Annotated in this window: 13 protein-coding genes; 6 read left to right on the forward strand and 7 right to left on the reverse strand. The window is 58.2% G+C overall.

The window, feature by feature from the left end; genetic code table 11:
* Nucleotides 1–81: 81 nt before the first annotated feature.
* From MUN79_RS00885 to MUN79_RS00895, 3 genes are read right to left on the reverse strand one after another with little or no spacing between them, the layout of a single operon-like run.
* Nucleotides 82–1947: a T9SS type A sorting domain-containing protein gene (locus MUN79_RS00885; protein ID WP_445991691.1), complete on the reverse strand. Its 1866-nt coding sequence runs from the start codon at nt 1945–1947 to the stop codon at nt 82–84.
* Nucleotides 1878–3281: a hypothetical protein gene (locus MUN79_RS00890; RefSeq protein WP_244675948.1), complete on the reverse strand. Its 1404-nt coding sequence runs from the start codon at nt 3279–3281 to the stop codon at nt 1878–1880. Before MUN79_RS00890 ends, MUN79_RS00885 begins: the two co-directional genes overlap by 70 nt.
* Nucleotides 3215–4075, reverse strand: coding sequence for an NIDO-like domain-containing protein (locus MUN79_RS00895; RefSeq protein ID WP_244675949.1), 861 nt, complete (start codon nt 4073–4075; stop codon nt 3215–3217). The genes MUN79_RS00890 and MUN79_RS00895 overlap by 67 nt, the downstream gene beginning before the upstream one ends.
* Nucleotides 4076–4606: 531 nt before the next feature.
* Between MUN79_RS00895 and MUN79_RS00900 the strand changes: the two genes are divergently transcribed.
* Both MUN79_RS00900 and MUN79_RS00905 read left to right on the forward strand, forming a co-directional pair.
* On the forward strand, nt 4607–5716 hold the full coding sequence (locus MUN79_RS00900) for a hypothetical protein (protein WP_244675950.1): 1110 nt from the start codon (nt 4607–4609) through the stop codon (nt 5714–5716).
* Nucleotides 5713–7056, forward strand: a complete 1344-nt coding sequence (locus tag MUN79_RS00905) for a T9SS type B sorting domain-containing protein (protein WP_244675951.1) — start codon at nt 5713–5715, stop codon at nt 7054–7056. Before MUN79_RS00900 ends, MUN79_RS00905 begins: the two co-directional genes overlap by 4 nt.
* A 67-nt stretch (nt 7057–7123) precedes the next feature.
* On the opposite strand, the gene MUN79_RS00910 is transcribed toward MUN79_RS00905, so the two are convergent.
* On the reverse strand, nt 7124–8110 hold the full coding sequence (locus MUN79_RS00910) for a cation diffusion facilitator family transporter (RefSeq protein WP_244675952.1): 987 nt from the start codon (nt 8108–8110) through the stop codon (nt 7124–7126).
* A gap of 170 nt (nt 8111–8280) precedes the next feature.
* Here MUN79_RS00910 and MUN79_RS00915 point away from each other — a divergent pair, with 170 nt between their 5' ends.
* From MUN79_RS00915 to MUN79_RS00925, 4 genes are all read left to right on the forward strand, one after another.
* Nucleotides 8281–9648 carry an Nramp family divalent metal transporter gene (locus MUN79_RS00915; RefSeq protein WP_244675953.1) on the forward strand — a complete coding sequence of 456 codons (1368 nt, stop codon included), beginning with the start codon at nt 8281–8283 and terminating at the stop codon, nt 9646–9648.
* Nucleotides 9649–9750: 102 nt separating this feature from the next.
* A complete protein-coding gene (locus MUN79_RS00920; protein WP_311136630.1) occupies nt 9751–11844 on the forward strand; it encodes a TonB-dependent receptor in 2094 nt (697 codons plus the stop codon).
* 17 nt (nt 11845–11861) lie between these two features.
* Nucleotides 11862–12011: a hypothetical protein gene (locus MUN79_RS30540; protein WP_311136631.1), complete on the forward strand. Its 150-nt coding sequence runs from the start codon at nt 11862–11864 to the stop codon at nt 12009–12011.
* Nucleotides 12012–12107: 96 nt separating this feature from the next.
* Nucleotides 12108–12950 carry a transporter gene (locus MUN79_RS00925; RefSeq protein WP_244675954.1) on the forward strand — a complete coding sequence of 281 codons (843 nt, stop codon included), beginning with the start codon at nt 12108–12110 and terminating at the stop codon, nt 12948–12950.
* A 70-nt stretch (nt 12951–13020) separates the two neighbouring features.
* On the opposite strand, the gene MUN79_RS00930 is transcribed toward MUN79_RS00925, so the two are convergent.
* The 3 genes from MUN79_RS00930 to MUN79_RS00940 all read right to left on the reverse strand — a co-directional run bounded on the left by MUN79_RS00930 (nt 13021) and on the right by MUN79_RS00940 (nt 15302).
* Nucleotides 13021–13395 (reverse strand): hypothetical protein, encoded by a 375-nt coding sequence (locus MUN79_RS00930; RefSeq protein WP_244675955.1) that lies wholly within the window; start codon nt 13393–13395, stop codon nt 13021–13023.
* A gap of 160 nt (nt 13396–13555) precedes the next feature.
* Complete coding sequence (locus tag MUN79_RS00935) at nt 13556–13951, reverse strand: SPW repeat domain-containing protein (RefSeq protein WP_244675956.1); 396 nt, start codon at nt 13949–13951, stop codon at nt 13556–13558.
* A 139-nt stretch (nt 13952–14090) separates the two neighbouring features.
* The gene (locus MUN79_RS00940; protein WP_244675957.1) at nt 14091–15302 is read right to left on the reverse strand and encodes a DUF1501 domain-containing protein; all 1212 of its coding nucleotides are present in this window, start codon (nt 15300–15302) and stop codon (nt 14091–14093) included.
* Nucleotides 15303–15389: the final 87 nt, after the last annotated feature.

The following is a 15389-nucleotide window of genomic DNA, read 5'->3' on the forward strand; positions in this document are numbered from 1 at the left end:
GAACTGATGCCGCCAAAAGCATAAAAGGCGCTGCGGAATCCGCAGCGCCTTTTTTGGCTTGTGCTGAAGAGGTTTTTACACCTACTCCAGCACTACTTTGCGCGTGATGGTGTAGTCGCCTACTTTCACCCGCAGCGTGTAGATACCCGTTGCCATACCTTTCACGGTGAGCGTAGCTTCTACTGCTCCGGCCTGCACGGCTACCGACTGCGTCAGAACCTGCTGGCCCAGGGCGTTGAGCAGGGTGGCCTGCACCGTCTTGGTTTGCGCAGCTCCGCGAATACGCAGCGTAATAGCGCCCGTGTTGCTAGGGTTCGGGAATACGCTGACCTCGCCGCCGGGCAGTTCCTTGGTGTTGCTCAGAACAGTCTGACGGGCGCAAATCGTGAAAGAACCGGTGGCATCGTTGGAGCCGTAGCCCGCTACCATCACGTAGTACTTCGTGTTGGGCGTCATCGCCGCGCTGAACGTGCCCACCGTCTGGTTGTTGCCGCTGCTAGCCTGGCAGGCTACCTGGGTAAAGGCCGTGGAGCAGGACGCCGCGGTGAAAATCCGTACCTGGCCGGCGGGGCCGCCGGTGGTGGTGATTTGTACCCCGGAAACCGAAGCGCCGGTCGTCATCGTGAACCATACATCTTTCGGCGAGTTGGACGTGGTGCAACCTGGGTTTACGTAGCCGTTGGCCACGCTCGTAGTAGCACCCGTGTTGTTGCCCGTAACGGGCGTGCAGCCCGAGCTGGTAATGGGCAGCTCCACGGCGCCGCATGCGTCGTTGTTGGTCGGAATCGGGGCCGGAGTCGTGAAGCACACAGGACCAGCAGCGGCGCTGACGCCAGCCGTAGCGCCCGTCGTGCCGCAGTTCTGCGACACGTAGTAGCAATACTCCGTGTTGGGCAGCAGGCCGGTAACGTCCACGAACGTGCCAGTGAGGCCCGTGAGGCGGGTGCCGGCCGACGAACCAGGCGTGAAGCCCTGAGGACCGTACTCAACGTTGAACGTGGCACCGGCTACGGGAGTCGTTACGGCCCAGTTCAGACGGGCGCTGGTCGTGGCAACGTTCGAGGCGTTCAGGCCCACAGGAGCCGGGCACGACGAGTTCGAGCGCACGCACAGCTTAAATCTGCCGAATACGTCGTTGTCGTACTCAAATACGCGGATGTACAGCACTTCGCCGGGCGTACGGCCGGTGAGTTCCAGCTGAGAGAAGAAGCCGTTTCCACCGTCGTCGTTGCAGCCTACCACGGTCAGGGCACCGCAGGTGCCGGAATAGATGGCCAAGCCGGTGTCTTCCAGCGGGCTACCGCCTACTGAGTCGGTAGTTGCAATAATGCTGCCTGTGGCTGGTACTACCACCTTGAACCATACGTCGCCACCGCTGTAGCGGGAGCAGCCGGGAGCCGGAATGTTCGCCGATGCCGTTGCGCCGGAGTTGCTGGCTACAATGCGGGTGCTGCAGGTGCTGCCGAACTGCACGGCTACTTCCGTCGCCGAAGCGCATTCGTCGTTGGCTGGCGGCGGGTCGTTGGCAAGCGAGGTTACGCAGACGGTGAAGGCCGCTGCTGCCGCCGTTGGCGTCGAGGAGCTGTAGGAATATATCCGCACGTAGTACACGTTGCCAATTGTCAGACCCGTGTAGAGCTTGGTATTGGGGTCGGAGTAACCAACCGAAGTCAGCGTAGCGCAGGAGCCCGAAAGCAATTGCTGCACGTAGTCGCCGGTACCCGTCAGTGTAACGGTGTGCCCGGTAGAGGTAGCCGTAAACTTGTACCATACATCGTCATCAGCCGTGCCGATTGGGGCAGCCAAACCGGCAGGACCGGTAGCGCCTAACAGCGTACCACTGGTAGGAGCCGAGCAAGAAGAGGTAGCAGAGGGCGTCAGGGTAACTGCACTAGCGCAGTCGTCGTTGGCCGGCGCCGTAATCGGAGTGGGCGTGGTGACGCAGATGGTGAAGGCCGCTGCCGCCGTTGTGGGGAAGTAGAGGCATAAGAGTACACCCGTACAAAGTACGTGGTGCCTACCGTGAGGCCAGAGTACGTCTTGGCGTTGGGGTCGGAGTAGCCCACCGAAGTCAGGGCAGCGCAGGAGCCCGAGAGGATTTCCTGCACGTAGTCGCCGGTACCCGTGAGCGTAACGGTATGGGTGGTGGCCGTAGCCGTGAACTTGTACCACACGTCGTCATCAGCCGTGCCTACCGGAGTAGCCAAGCCGGTGGTGCCCGAAGCACCTTCCACGGTACCGCTAGTAGCCGAAGAACAAGCTGCATTCAAGGCTTCTGGCGTTAGAGTCACGGCGTTGGCGCAGGCATCGTTAGCGGGCGGTGCACCCGACGTAACGCAAATAGTAAATGCCCCAGCAGTGCCCGTTACGGGTACCGAGCCAAATGAGTAAACCCGCACCAAGTAACTGGTACCTACAGCAAGACCAGTATACGTCTTAGCATTGGGGTCGGAGAAACCAACTGAAGTTGGGGTAGCACAGGAACCCGTGAGGATTTCCTGCACATAGTTGCCCGTGCCCGTCAGCGTAATAGTATGCACCGTCGAGGTAGCGGTAAAGCGGTACCACACGTCGTCATCAGCCGTGCCGGTCGGTGCGGCCAGGCCGGTGGTGCCGGTGGCGCCTTCCACCGTGCCGCTGGTAGCGGCCGTACAGGCAGCACCGGTAGTAGCTGGAGTCAGCGTTACGGCATTGGCACAAGCATCATTGCTGGGTGCCGGCGAGCTGGTAACACAGATGGTAAAGGCTGCCGCGGCAGTTGTAGGGAATGCGGAGCCATAAGAGTACACCCGAACATAATACGTGCTACCAACCGTCAGCCCTGAGTAGGTGCTCACGCTGGGATCCGAGTAATCCACAGAAACCAGGCTGCCGCAGGAGCCCGAGAGAATTTCCTGCACGTAGTCGCCGGTACCCGTGAGCGTAACGGTATGGGTGGTGGCCGCAGCCGTGAACTTGTACCATACATCGTCATCAGCCGTGCCAACGGGCGTAGCTAGGCCAGTAGTGCCGGTGGCGCCTTCCACCGTGCCGCTGGTAGCGGCCGAGCAGGTGGAAGTAGCAGACGGCGTCAGGGTCACGGCGCTGGCACAGTTGTCATTCGCTGGAGGACCTGCGGTGCGGGTCGTGAACGTACCCACGGGGCTGATGGGGCTGCTGCCCGTCGTGCCTCCGCAAAGCTGGGTCACGTAGAAATCGTACGCCGTGTTGGCCGTCAGACCAGTAAGAGTAACTGTCTGGGCAGTGGCCGTAACCGTGGTAGCGGCACTAGAGCCGGGCACGAAGCCTTTGGGCCCGTACTGAATGCTGAAGGTGCCGCCCCAGTAGCCGTCCAGGCTACGGTAGCGGTGGTGTTGGTTAGGGTGCTTACGCTCAGGTTGCGCGGCTGCGGGCAGCCCGTGGCCACCGGGGGCGTAAACGTGTACACCTGGCCGGTAGCCGGCTTAGTGAAGATATTGGTGTTTTCGGTGGTCGAGCTAGCCGTGGGGGCTGCTGTGGCGTCGCTCAGAGACAGGTAAGAGCCTGCGCCCGTGCCCGTGCCCGCCAGACCGATAGAAGCACCCGTCGTAGAAGTAGCCGTAATGACACCCGACTCCTGACGATATACGAACTCTACCTTATTGGTGCCTTCGTACAGCTTTACCTGAAACGACAAGCCCGCGGCACTAGAGCTCCAGCGCCATTCCCAGTTGATCCACTCGAAGGTGAATACCCGGTTAGGGGCCGTACCCGTCGTGATATAGGAGCCCGTAGCCGTGGCGCCCGTGGGGTTGCCGTCCAAGTCGTCGAGCAGAGGTGCTACCATGGGACGCACTGAGGCCGGAGCGGTAGCCAACGTACCAGAGTGGTTGCTGGTTCCGGCGGTATTAAAGCTAATCCAGCCGTTGGAAGAAGCTTTTACCTGCGTGTAGGTAGCGCCGTCAAAAACGAAGCTAAATCCTAAAGGAATGGCTGGCGACAAATAGGTATCGGCCGTCATGCCCGATATCACTGTGCCACCGCTAATGGGGGTGAAAGTGCCCTGCGATGCAGCGAATGTATACGTGTCGACTTGCGCCTGAGCCGCGCCAATCAAACCCAGCCACAGGCTGAGGGCTAACAGAGTAACTCCTCGCCAGTGCCGCCTGTACCTTGCGGTACAATCAGTTACGCGTTTGACCAATTGGGGTAAAGGTTTTTTCATCATCAATAGATAGATGGGGTGAAAAGAGAAAAACTGGTAAACAGGTGGGATTTAACAGAGGTAGGATGGGGCAGATCTAATAATCCGATACTTAGGCAGAATGTCCTAAATCTAAGACAGAGTTTTGTAATTGCGAAATAGCATCCTCCACTTTGTCTTCAACTTTCCCTTTTTTGTTCAATCGGTATAACTAATTGAATTACGCAGTACTTTTTTATGACTGTAAAACAAAATCCTTATATCTTACGGCAGCGTTATTTCCACCCCTGCTCCCTTATTCACATCTTTCTAACTCTTCTTTAGTACATGAAGAAACTTTTACATGCCACTTACATTCTAGCAGTTGCTTGGTGTATATCGTTAATTGGGATATCAGGTGCTTATGCATCCCACATCCAGGGAGGGCAGCTCACTTATGAGGCCTTGGGGAACAACCAGTACAAAGTCAGCCTGACGGTATTTCGGGACTGCGGCGGGGCAGCTTTCAGCACGATTAGTCCCAAGCTGAACTTCAGTAACAGCGGCTGCGCCACCGGTCCCGGAGTTGCCATGACGTTGATTGGCAATCCGGAAGCGGGCAGCCCCTACTGCGCCAACACTCCCGGCGGAGCGTCCCAGTGCGGCTCCGGTTCACGAACCAATTATCAGAAAGGCACTTTTGAAGCCACGATTACGCTGCCCCCAGCTGCGGAATGGATTATCAGCGTGGCGCTGAATGCCCGCCCTACCGTGGCCAACATCAACCCCGGCGACGGTGACCTGTACTACGAAGCCCGGTTGAACAACCTGCTGCCCAACGGGGCCCAGATTCAGAACACCTCGGCCCAGTATCAGGCTCAGGATATTCCGATTCCGTTTGTGTGCTTCCAGCAGGAGCGTACCGTTTCCTTCGCGGCTACCGAGCCCGACGGCGACTCGCTCGTATACGCCCTGGCTAACCCTTTGCTGGGCTGCAACGAGCCCAACACGTATAAGTCGTATACCACCGTGGGCCGCTTTATCGACCTGACTCCTCCCGGTGGCACACCCTGCGGCGCGTACATCGCCGATAACCAGGGTACGTATAGCCCCACCTACCCTATTTCTTCGTTTAACATGACGGGCGTCTGCCCGCTGAAAACGGCCGTCAAAGCGTTCAACTTCAACCCGGCGCTGGGCAACTTTACGTTCACACCTTCTTACTACAACACGGCCGTTAACTCGGCCGAAAACAAGTATGTAGTAGTAGGCCAGGTAACCGAATACCGTCGCCTGCCCAACGCTACCGGCAAACCCACTTATTATAAGGTTGGCACCGTACGGCGCGACATGATGGTGGTGGTTATCGACTGCAACAACAACAACCAGCCCGGCCCACCCATCGGCAGCGGCTTTGATAAATCGGGCGTGAAAATCGTCAACTCGCGCGATTCTACCTTCGTTACGGCCTATACCTGCAACTACACCGAAGTGCGCTTCCGCTTCAGCGACCCGAATCCCGGCGACATTCTGACGGTGAGCTACCCCGAGCTGGATCCCCAGTGCCGACGGTGACCAAGCCCACCTACCTGCCCTCCGACGTAGCTACGTTCCAGCTGCTGGGCAATGGTACCGCTTCACCCGCCGCAATTCTGCGGATTCAGCCCGATATAGCCTTCCTGGGCAAGACCTATCGGATTCCGGTTAAGATTGAGGACAATGGCTGCCCCTTCAAAGGCATTCAGTACCGAACCATTGTGCTCAAGATTGAGAAAGGCAACTTCGCGAAAGTCGTCGCGTCTACGGCCAACCCCGTGGTGTGCGCCGGCACTCCCGTAAGCCTAACGGCTACCCCCTTCCGCCCCGACTCTGTGGCTGGCAGCCCCGCCCGCTACGGCTACCGGTGGGAAGCCGCCCCGGGCCTGCCTACCGCCCAGCTCGACAACCAGAACATTACCGTAACGCCCACCGTGACCACGCGCTACCGCGTCCGGATTTTGGGTCTGGATTTCCGCGTTGGCACCTGCTCCGATACTGCTTCGGTGCTGGTTCGCGTGCAGCAGCCGGTGAAAGCCACGGCCGCTACCAATCAGCCGCTGGTATGCTCGGGCAGCTCCGCTTCTATTACAGCCAGCGCCGCCCGCCCCGGCAATGCCCAGGAAACCTTCACCTACCAGTGGACGGCCGCCAACGGGTTGAGCTCTGCCGATGCGACCAAGCCCGTTATTACGGTGAAGCCTACCGTGACGACGCGCTACAAGCTGCGCGTAATGAGCACAGCCACCAATGCTGTGTGCGGCTCCGATACTACTTCAGTACTGGTTCGGGTGGCTCAGCCCATCGAAACGGCCTTCAAAGTTGATTCCGCAGCCGTAGGTGGCCGAAGCATCAAGCAGCCCCCGTTGCTGTTTACCTTCACTAACCAGTCGAAGGTAGCTGCTCAGACCAATACGACGCCAAAGTACCAGTGGTCGTACCAGCGCATTGCCAACGCCAAAGGCCAGGCCATCAACGAAGCCGAGCAGCCATTCTCTACCTCCAGCACCGTAGCCACCCAGCAGTTTATGATTGCCGGTATCTACAAGATTCGTCTGCGCTCATCAATCGTCATTGGAGCCGTGAGCAGCACGCCCTGCCAGGAAACGCTGGCCGAGGTGAATGTGCGCGTACCCGACGCACAGGTACCCAACATCTTTACGCCTAATGGCGACGGTATCAACGATGCTTTTGTTATTTCCACGGAAGCCATTAACAGCAAAGTTCAGATCTTCAACCGCTGGGGCCGGCAAGTATTCAGCACGGATAGCTACCGCAACGACTGGACCGGCGACGCCCAGCCCGCCGGCGTGTATTACTACATGCTCACGGACGTGAAAGGCGAAACCAGTAAAGGCTGGGTAGAGCTGGTACGCTAGCCCGAACCCATTTTTATAAGACCTAAAAAAGGCGCTGCGAAACCCGCAGCGCCTTTTTTATGGGCAATTATCCTAAGCGGTGCCGCTCGTTTTTCACGGCATTCGACAAGGTCCAGGGTACTTCGTGGGCGAATGGATGCTGCCGGACCGGGCATTCGGGCATATGGCACAAGGAGCAAGCAGCAAAGGTGCATGGGTCGGCGTGGACAAACATTTCCACTTCCACGTCGAAGCGCTGCTTAATTAGACCTTCGATGCGGTTCAGCTCATTGTGAATTTCTTCCAGGCTGAAATAATAGGGCATCTGCATGTGGCAGTCGATGTGCAGATTAGCCCCGTAGCGCAGCACGCGCAGGTTGTGCACATCAATCCACGGGGGCAGGCGGTGCTGCTGCAGCTCGGCAATTACCTGCTCCACCGTTGCCACATCCGACTCATCCATCAAAGCCGACACCGAGCGGCGCACCATCCGGTAGCCGTTGACAACGATAAACACACCCAGCAGCAAAGCGGCTCCGGCATCGAACAGGGCATTGCCCGTGAAAATCACCAGTAGTAAGGCCACACACGAAACCAAGGTGCTCAGCGCATCGATGTACAGGTGCTGCCCATCACCAACCAGGGCCACGGAATTCATCTTTTTGCCGGAACTCACCAGCAGAAAACCCACAGCCAGGTTGACCAGTGCCGTGGCGGCCAGCAGATACATGCCCGCATCGGGCCGCTCCACGGCGTGGGGCTGCAGCACGGCCATTACCGCGCTATAGAAAATATAAACGCCGGCAAACAGAATGAGGGCACCCTCGAAGCCAACCGACAGGTATTCTACCTTACCGTGGCCGTACGGATGGTTTTCGTCCTTGGGCAGGTCGGAAAGATAGAGGCTGTAAAGGGCAAAACCGCTGGTAAAAACGTTGATAATTGATTCCAGCGCATCAGTCAGTACGGCCTGCGACGCCGTAAGGAAATACGCGTAGAACTTGATGGCAACCAGCCCTACGCTGACAACCAGCGACAGTAAGCCAAGCCGGTTCTTGGATTGGGTAAAAGTCATGGAAGGGGTGGGTTGAACAAAAATGGGCCTGCAAAAGTCCGGTAAAAAACCCACTTCCCTACGGTTTGCAACCTTTTTCGGCTAAATGAGTATTTAAATTGCCTTAAAAAAATGTTTAGGCTACCCTAAAAATATGTTCCTTTGTTGAGCTACCTGATACTCTATTCCTTATGCCTCCACTCGTACAAGCTTCCCCTACTCCGCCCTTGACTGAAAACAACTCCGGCTGGCGCCAGGAGCGCAAGCATAACTCCCTGAGCGAAGTATACGCCAGCATCCGCGTGCCGGCGGCCAATGCCTCGTTTTGGCGCAAGCTTGTGGCTTTTTGGGGACCCGGCCTCATGGTAGCCGTAGGTTACATGGACCCTGGCAACTGGGCCACCGACATTGCCGGCGGCTCCCGCTTCGGCTATACGCTGTTGTCGGTAATTCTGATTTCCAACTTGTTTGCCATGCTGCTCCAGCACCTGGCCGCCAAGCTGGGCATCGTGACGGGGCGCGACCTGGCCCAGGCCTGCCGTGACCATTACTCCAAGCCTGTGGCAATGGTGCTGTGGGTGTTCTGCGAAGTAGCCATTGCGGCCTGCGACCTGGCCGAAGTAATTGGCTCGGCCATTGCGTTGAACCTGCTGTTCGGCCTGCCGCTGCCCTGGGGCGTGGTGCTCACCATCCTGGACGTGCTGGTGGTGCTGTTTTTCCAGAACAAGGGCTTTCGGGTTATTGAAAGCATCGTAGCTGGGCTCATTGTGGTCATTTTCGGCTGTTTCCTCTACGAAATCCTGGTTTCCCACCCCGACTACCTAGGCATTGCCAAAGGGCTGGTGCCCCAGAAAGAAGTGGTGACCACGCCCGGCATGCTCTACATTGCCATCGGTATTTTGGGTGCCACCGTAATGCCCCACAACCTGTACCTGCACTCCAGCATCGTACAAACCCGCGCTATTGAGCAAACCGAGCCGGGCAAACGCATGGCCATCAAGTTTGCTACCATCGACTCGACGGTGGCGCTGTTTCTGGCGTTTTTCGTGAATGCCGCCATCCTGATAACGGCCGCGGCCACCTTCCACACCAATGGCCTGTTTCACGTGGCCGACATTACCGATGCCCACAAGCTGCTGGCCCCGGTGCTGGGCGCCGGTGCGGCCGGCACCGTGTTTGCCATAGCCCTGCTGGCCTCGGGCCAGAACTCCACTTTGACTGGCACCCTGGCGGGTCAGATTGTGATGGAAGGCTTTCTGGACTTAAAACTCAAGCCCTGGGTACGCCGCCTCATCACCCGCGCCATTGCGGTGGTGCCAGCCTTGGTGGTCACGCTGCTCTACGGCGAGAAAGGCACGGCCGACCTGCTGGTGCTGAGCCAAGTGATTCTGTCGCTGCAGCTGAGCTTTGCGGTGGTGCCGCTGGTGCTTTTCACGGGTAGCAAGGCCAAAATGGGCGTGTTCGTAAACCGGCCGGCGCTGCAACTGGTAGCCTGGGCGGTATCGGGCATCATCATCGTGCTCAACCTCTACCTGCTGTTTACCACCTTCTTTAAGTAAGCAAAAGGCGCAGGGCGGCTAGCTCTGCGCCTTTTTTGCGACCATACTTTTAGACTAGTCTAAATAAAAAGAAAGGCCCTTCCTAAACTCAACCATTAGACTATGAAAGCAATTCTCCTCTTCCTCTTTGCTTGCCTGAATACTGCTACTGTGTTGGCCCAGACCGGCATTCTAAAAGGAACAGTGCGGGCCGAGGGCAAAGTAGTGCCGTTTGCCAGCATTGGTCTGAAGGGTACTACCCTGGGCACGACGGCCGACGAAAACGGAAGCTTTACGCTGGGCAAAGTACCGGTGGGACCACAACGGGTAGTCGTAAGTGCCGTAGGATTTCTGCTGACGGAGCGGGCCATAACGATGAGCAGCGGGCAAACGGTGACGGTAAACGTAGCACTTAGCGGCAACGCTAACGAGTTGGGCGACGTGGTGGTGAGCGGGACACTGAGCGAAGTGGTGAAAAGCCAGTCGCCGGTGGCCGTCGAGATTTATACCCCGCGCTACTTCCAGAAAAACCCCAGCGCCTGCCTGTTCGAGAACCTGACGATGGTAAACGGGGTGCGGCCCCAACTCAACTGCAACATCTGCAACACCGGCGACATCCACATCAACGGGTTGGAGGGGCCCTACACCATGGTACTCATCGACGGCATGCCCATTGTCAGCTCCTTGTCTACGGTGTACGGGCTTAGCGGCATTCCCAACAGCATGGTCGACCGGATTGAGGTGGTGAAAGGGCCGGCGTCCACGCTCTACGGCTCGGAGGCAGTAGGCGGCCTTATCAACGTCATTACCAAAAACCCGGCAAAAGCACCCCGCTTTTCGGCCGATGCCTTCGGGACTTCCCACGGCGAAATGAACCTGGATTTGGGCACGGCGGCCAAAGTTGGGCCGGCCACTACCTTGCTCAGTGCCAACCTGTTTGGCTACAACCAGCGCCGGGACGTGAACGAGGACGGCTTCACCGACTTGCCGACCCAGCACCGGGCCTCGGTGTTCAATAAATGGTCGTTGAAACGGCCCCAGGATCGGGCGGCCAACCTGGCGGCGCGCTATTATTACGAGGACCGGTTTGGCGGGCAGCTCGGCTGGACGCCCGAGTTTCGGGGCGGCGACAGTATCTACGGGGAAAGCGTGTACACGGGCCGCTACGAGGTACTGGGCCAATACCAATTGCCGGTGGCGGGTCAGAAATTTATGCTCAGCGGTTCTTACAACCAGCACCGGCAAAACTCGGCCTACGGCACCACGCTCTACCGGGCCACCCAGCGCGTGGGCTTCGGGCAGCTTACCTGGGCCCGCGACCTGAACATCCGGCACAGCCTGCTACTGGGCGCCACTTACCGCTACACCTGGTACGACGACAATACGCCCGCCACGGCGCGCCCCGACGGCGACCAGACCGTGACTCAGCCCGACAAAACCAGCTTGCCCGGCATTTTTGCCCAGGACGAGTGGAAAGTAACCGAAAACGCGACGCTGCTGGCCGGCTTGCGCTACGACTACAACTCGGTGCACGGCAGCATTCTTTCGCCCCGGCTCAACTACAAGTGGAGCAAGCCCGACAACAGCCAGGTTGTGCGCGTGGGCGTAGGCAACGGCTACCGCGTGGTAAACCTGTTTACGGAAGACCACGCCGCCCTGACCGGGGCCCGGCAGGTGGTGGTGCCCGAAGCGCTGCGCCCTGAGCGGAGCTGGAATGCCAACGTAAACTACCAGCGCTTCTTTACTACCGCCGCCGGCCAGCTGACCGTGGACGCCAGCGCCTTTTATACCTACTTCACCAACAAAATCAGTCCCGACTACACCACCAACGTCAACCAGATAGTGTACCGCAACCTGGACGGCTACGCCGTGTCGCGGGGGGTGACGCTGAACACGGACTTCACGTTTTCGCGGCCCCTGAAGGTAATTGCGGGCATTACGCTGATGGATGTGTTTCGGCAGGAGCGGCCCGAAGGCGGCGGCCCGCTGCAGCGCGTGACGCAGCTGCACGCCCCGGTTTTCTCGGGCACCTACGCCGTGAGCTACACCCTGGCCCGCCTGGGCGTGGTGGTCGACTACACCGGGCAGGTGAACGGCCCCATGCAGCTGCCGGTGCAGCCCAACGACTACCGTCCGGCCCGCTCCCCATGGTATTCGCTGCAGAACGTGCAGCTTACCAAGCGTCTGGGGAGCACCTGGAAATCTACGGGGGGCTGAAAAACCTGCTCGACTTCTTGCCCCGGCACGTGCTGATCCGCGCCTTCGACCCCTTCGACAAATACGTGGGCCAGGACAATCCTAACGGCTATTCCTTTGACACTGAGTACAACTATGCCCCAGTGCAGGGCCGCCGCACTTTCCTAGGCCTGCGCTACACCCTCTAAGTACTATCGGTAGAGAAGCGGAATTGTTGCTGATCCGCATCAGAAGCTGATGTTCTGCGTATGCGGGCTGAATAGTACAATTTTTTTCTCCGCGCTATGAAGTTCTGCTCTCTACTCCTGACCACACTAGTACTTCCCTTTTGGGCGGCCGCCCAAAACCAGGATTCCATTACGGCCAAAGCCGGCTACAACCTGTTCCGGCCTACGCCCCGCAATATGATGCGGGAACTGCGCCCCGACCGGCCCGGCTATTCCGAAAGCCCGTTTACCGTCGACCCTGGCCACTTCCAGATTGAGAGTGACTTGCTGCGGCTGGTAAATAAGCAGGAAGACCACCACCACGAGCGGAATTTTTACCTGAACCACGCCCTGCTTAAGCTCGGCGTCACGACCCGCACCGACGTGCAGGCCGAGCTGGATTCGTACTCGATTGAGAAAGAGTGGGACGATGACCAGCCCCAGGAGCGGCACCAGGGCTTCGGCGACCTGACGCTGCGGGTAAAGCATACCTTTCTGGGCGAAGACGGCAAACCCGACGCGCTGGCCCTTATTGGGTTCGTGCGGCTGCCAGTGGGTGAGGCCGTCGGCACCAGCGTCACGGAATATGGCCTGATTGTGCCCTACAGCCACGATTTTAGCAAACAGTTCAACCTCCAGTTCCAGCTCCGCAGCGACCTGGACTACGACCGGGATGAGCAGCAGCGCTACGTGATGCTGGCCCCGAGCACTGCCGTCGACGTCGAGTTTTCGAAATTTCTTTCGGCCTTTGCCGAGGTAGTTGGGATATGGAATACGCGCCAAAATGAATGGCAAGCCAACCTCAACGTGGGCCCGCAGCTGCACCTGAGCGACAACCTGATAGTAGACTTCGGCACGCACTTAGCGCTAACCAAGGCTACCGACCACGAATATTTTCTGGGCGTCAGCTTCCGGCGGTAGTAAAGTGCCAAACGCAAAAAGCCCACGCTGCAATCAGCGTGGGCTTTTTTTATGAGCTAAAGCTAACCAGTTAGCCGTTGTCCGTCATTAGGGAGCGGGTCTGGGCTTTCCAGTCGGTGATAAGCCAGACGATGATGGAGAAGATGCCAAGGCCCAGAAACAGGTTTCGCTCGGCGCTGTTGGCCTCGAAGTGGAACAGAAATGGCACAGCGGCCAGGGCTACACCGGTGAGCAGATCAAGCCAGCCGTGCACGGGAAATGGAATCAGGCGCAACAGGCCCAGACGAAAATCGGTGAGCAGGGTGACGAGCAGATAGCCGCCGGCCAGCACAAAGCAGGCCGTGTCGATGGGCGCTTCCAGGTCGAACATAACCGGTGCCAGCGCCACGAAGGTGATAAAGGCTACGTCAATGATGCCGTGGGCGGAAGGTGAAAGGATTTTCATAGCTAGGTTAGGTGAGGTTGGGTGAAAGAGCAACTTGATTTTTCTACGCCCTCGGGCTTAGAAGGATATTGTTGACCTAGAGGCTGATACTCCATAAAAAAGCATAAAAAAGCCCGACTACACGGTTGTAGTCGGGCTTTTCCAGCCTAAAAAGCTAAACTTAGTGGTTAGGCATCATCGTGCCGTGACCATGGGTTTGGGTATGGGTATCAGCATGCCAGTCGGTCAGCATCCAGGTACCCAGGAAGAGCACGCCCATGCCCATGAAGAAGTTACGGGCAGTTTCGTTGTCATCGGCGAAACCAAACAGGAAAGGCGAGGCCAGCAGGGCAATACCGCTAACCAGTTCCAGCCAGCCGTGCATCGGGAACGAAATCAGGTGGGCAACGCCCATCTGGAAGTCGGTCAGCAGGGTAACAACTAAGTAGCCGGCAGCCAGCACGTAGCACACGGTAGCGTAGGTGCCGTCAAAATCGAAGAGCGTAGGCGCCAGGGCGAACAGCAGAATCGTTCCGTAGTCGAGCATGCCGTGCACGCGGGGTGATATAACTTTCATGGGTCAGAGTTTTAAGGGTTGGTAGTGTGATACTATCTGGGCTTTTGTACGCCCTTAAAACGCAAAGGATATTGTCGAGCTAATAAAAAATGTAATTTATAGATGAGCTATAGACTAATACCGTTCTGTTTTGGGCTACCTACACTAAGCCGGGCAGTCGGGCAAACTCACTACCCAGAATGGCCTGGTCGTCGGCGCCGAGCCAGTCGCGCAGCACGGTGGCGTATACGCTGCGGAAGTCGAGCTGGTACTTCAGGTCGCCCTGGTCGAGGTTGAGCAGATCCGGGGCGGCGTTGAGAATGCCTTGCCGGCGCAGCCCTCCGCCCAGCAGCAGCACGTTGTTGGCCGTGCCGTGGTCGGTGCCGTTGCTGGCGTTCTGGGTCACGCGGCGGCCAAACTCGGAAAACACCAGAATCAGCGTGTCATTGAGCTGCCCACTTTTCTGCAGATCCTCCACGAAAGCCCCCAGCCCGCCCGACAAGTCGCCGAGCAGTTTGCCCTGCTGCTCCTGCTGCCGCACGTGGGTGTCGAAGCCAGTCAGAGACACGTAGAACACCCGCGACTCGATGCCGGAATTAATCAGCTCGGCCGTCGTTTTAAGGTTCTTGCCAAACTCGGTATTGGGGTAGGCAATGGCCGATTTGTAGACCTTGGACGTCTGATAGAGGTAGTCGGCGGAGGAAGCCGTTTCGGCCAGGGTCTTGTAGAGGTAGTCCAGCTCCGAACTGCTGCCGCCGGCTTGCTGCCCGCTTACCTGCTGGATAAACCAGTTCTGGGTGACTTGGTGAAACTTTTCCGGGCTCTTCAGGGCCAGGCCTTTGCGCAGTTCGCCCTTCATGGCCAGGCTCAAGGTGTCGTCCACTTCCAGGCCGTTGTAGGGCACCTGGCAGGCCGAGCAGCTGGAGTCGAGGTAGCGGCCCAGCCAGCCGCTGGTCACGTACTGGTCAGAAGCCGAGCCGCTCTGCCAGATATCCATGGAGCGAAAGTGGGACCGGTCGGGGTTGGGGTAGCCCACGCTGTTGAGCACACCCACCAGACCCTGGTCGTAAAGGCTCTTGAGCGGGGTCATGTGGGGGTTGAAGGCTAGGTCCTGGTCTAGAGTCAGCAGGCCGCTTTGCTCTTTGATGCCCAGCGTGGGCCGGGCTTTGTAGTACAGGTCGTTGCGGAAGGGCACCACCATGTTCAGGCCGTCGTTGCCGCCGCCGAGCTGTACCACCACCAGACGCTTGCCGTTGGAATTGCGCAGCTGCTGCACGCCTTGCTGGTCCAGGGCGTGCAGAAATTTGGGTACAAACAGCAAGGAGCTGGCCAGCACCGAAGTTTTCAGAAAGTTGCGGCGGGAAGTAGGCATAATGGGTTTGGTTTAACCGAGCAGACAGAGGCGAAGCCGAAGCATCTCGCGTGCCGTCGTTGAATTACTAATCAAACGTCAGCACGC

Source organism: Hymenobacter cellulosilyticus (genome assembly GCF_022919215.1).
GTDB classification, from domain to species: domain Bacteria; phylum Bacteroidota; class Bacteroidia; order Cytophagales; family Hymenobacteraceae; genus Hymenobacter; species Hymenobacter cellulosilyticus.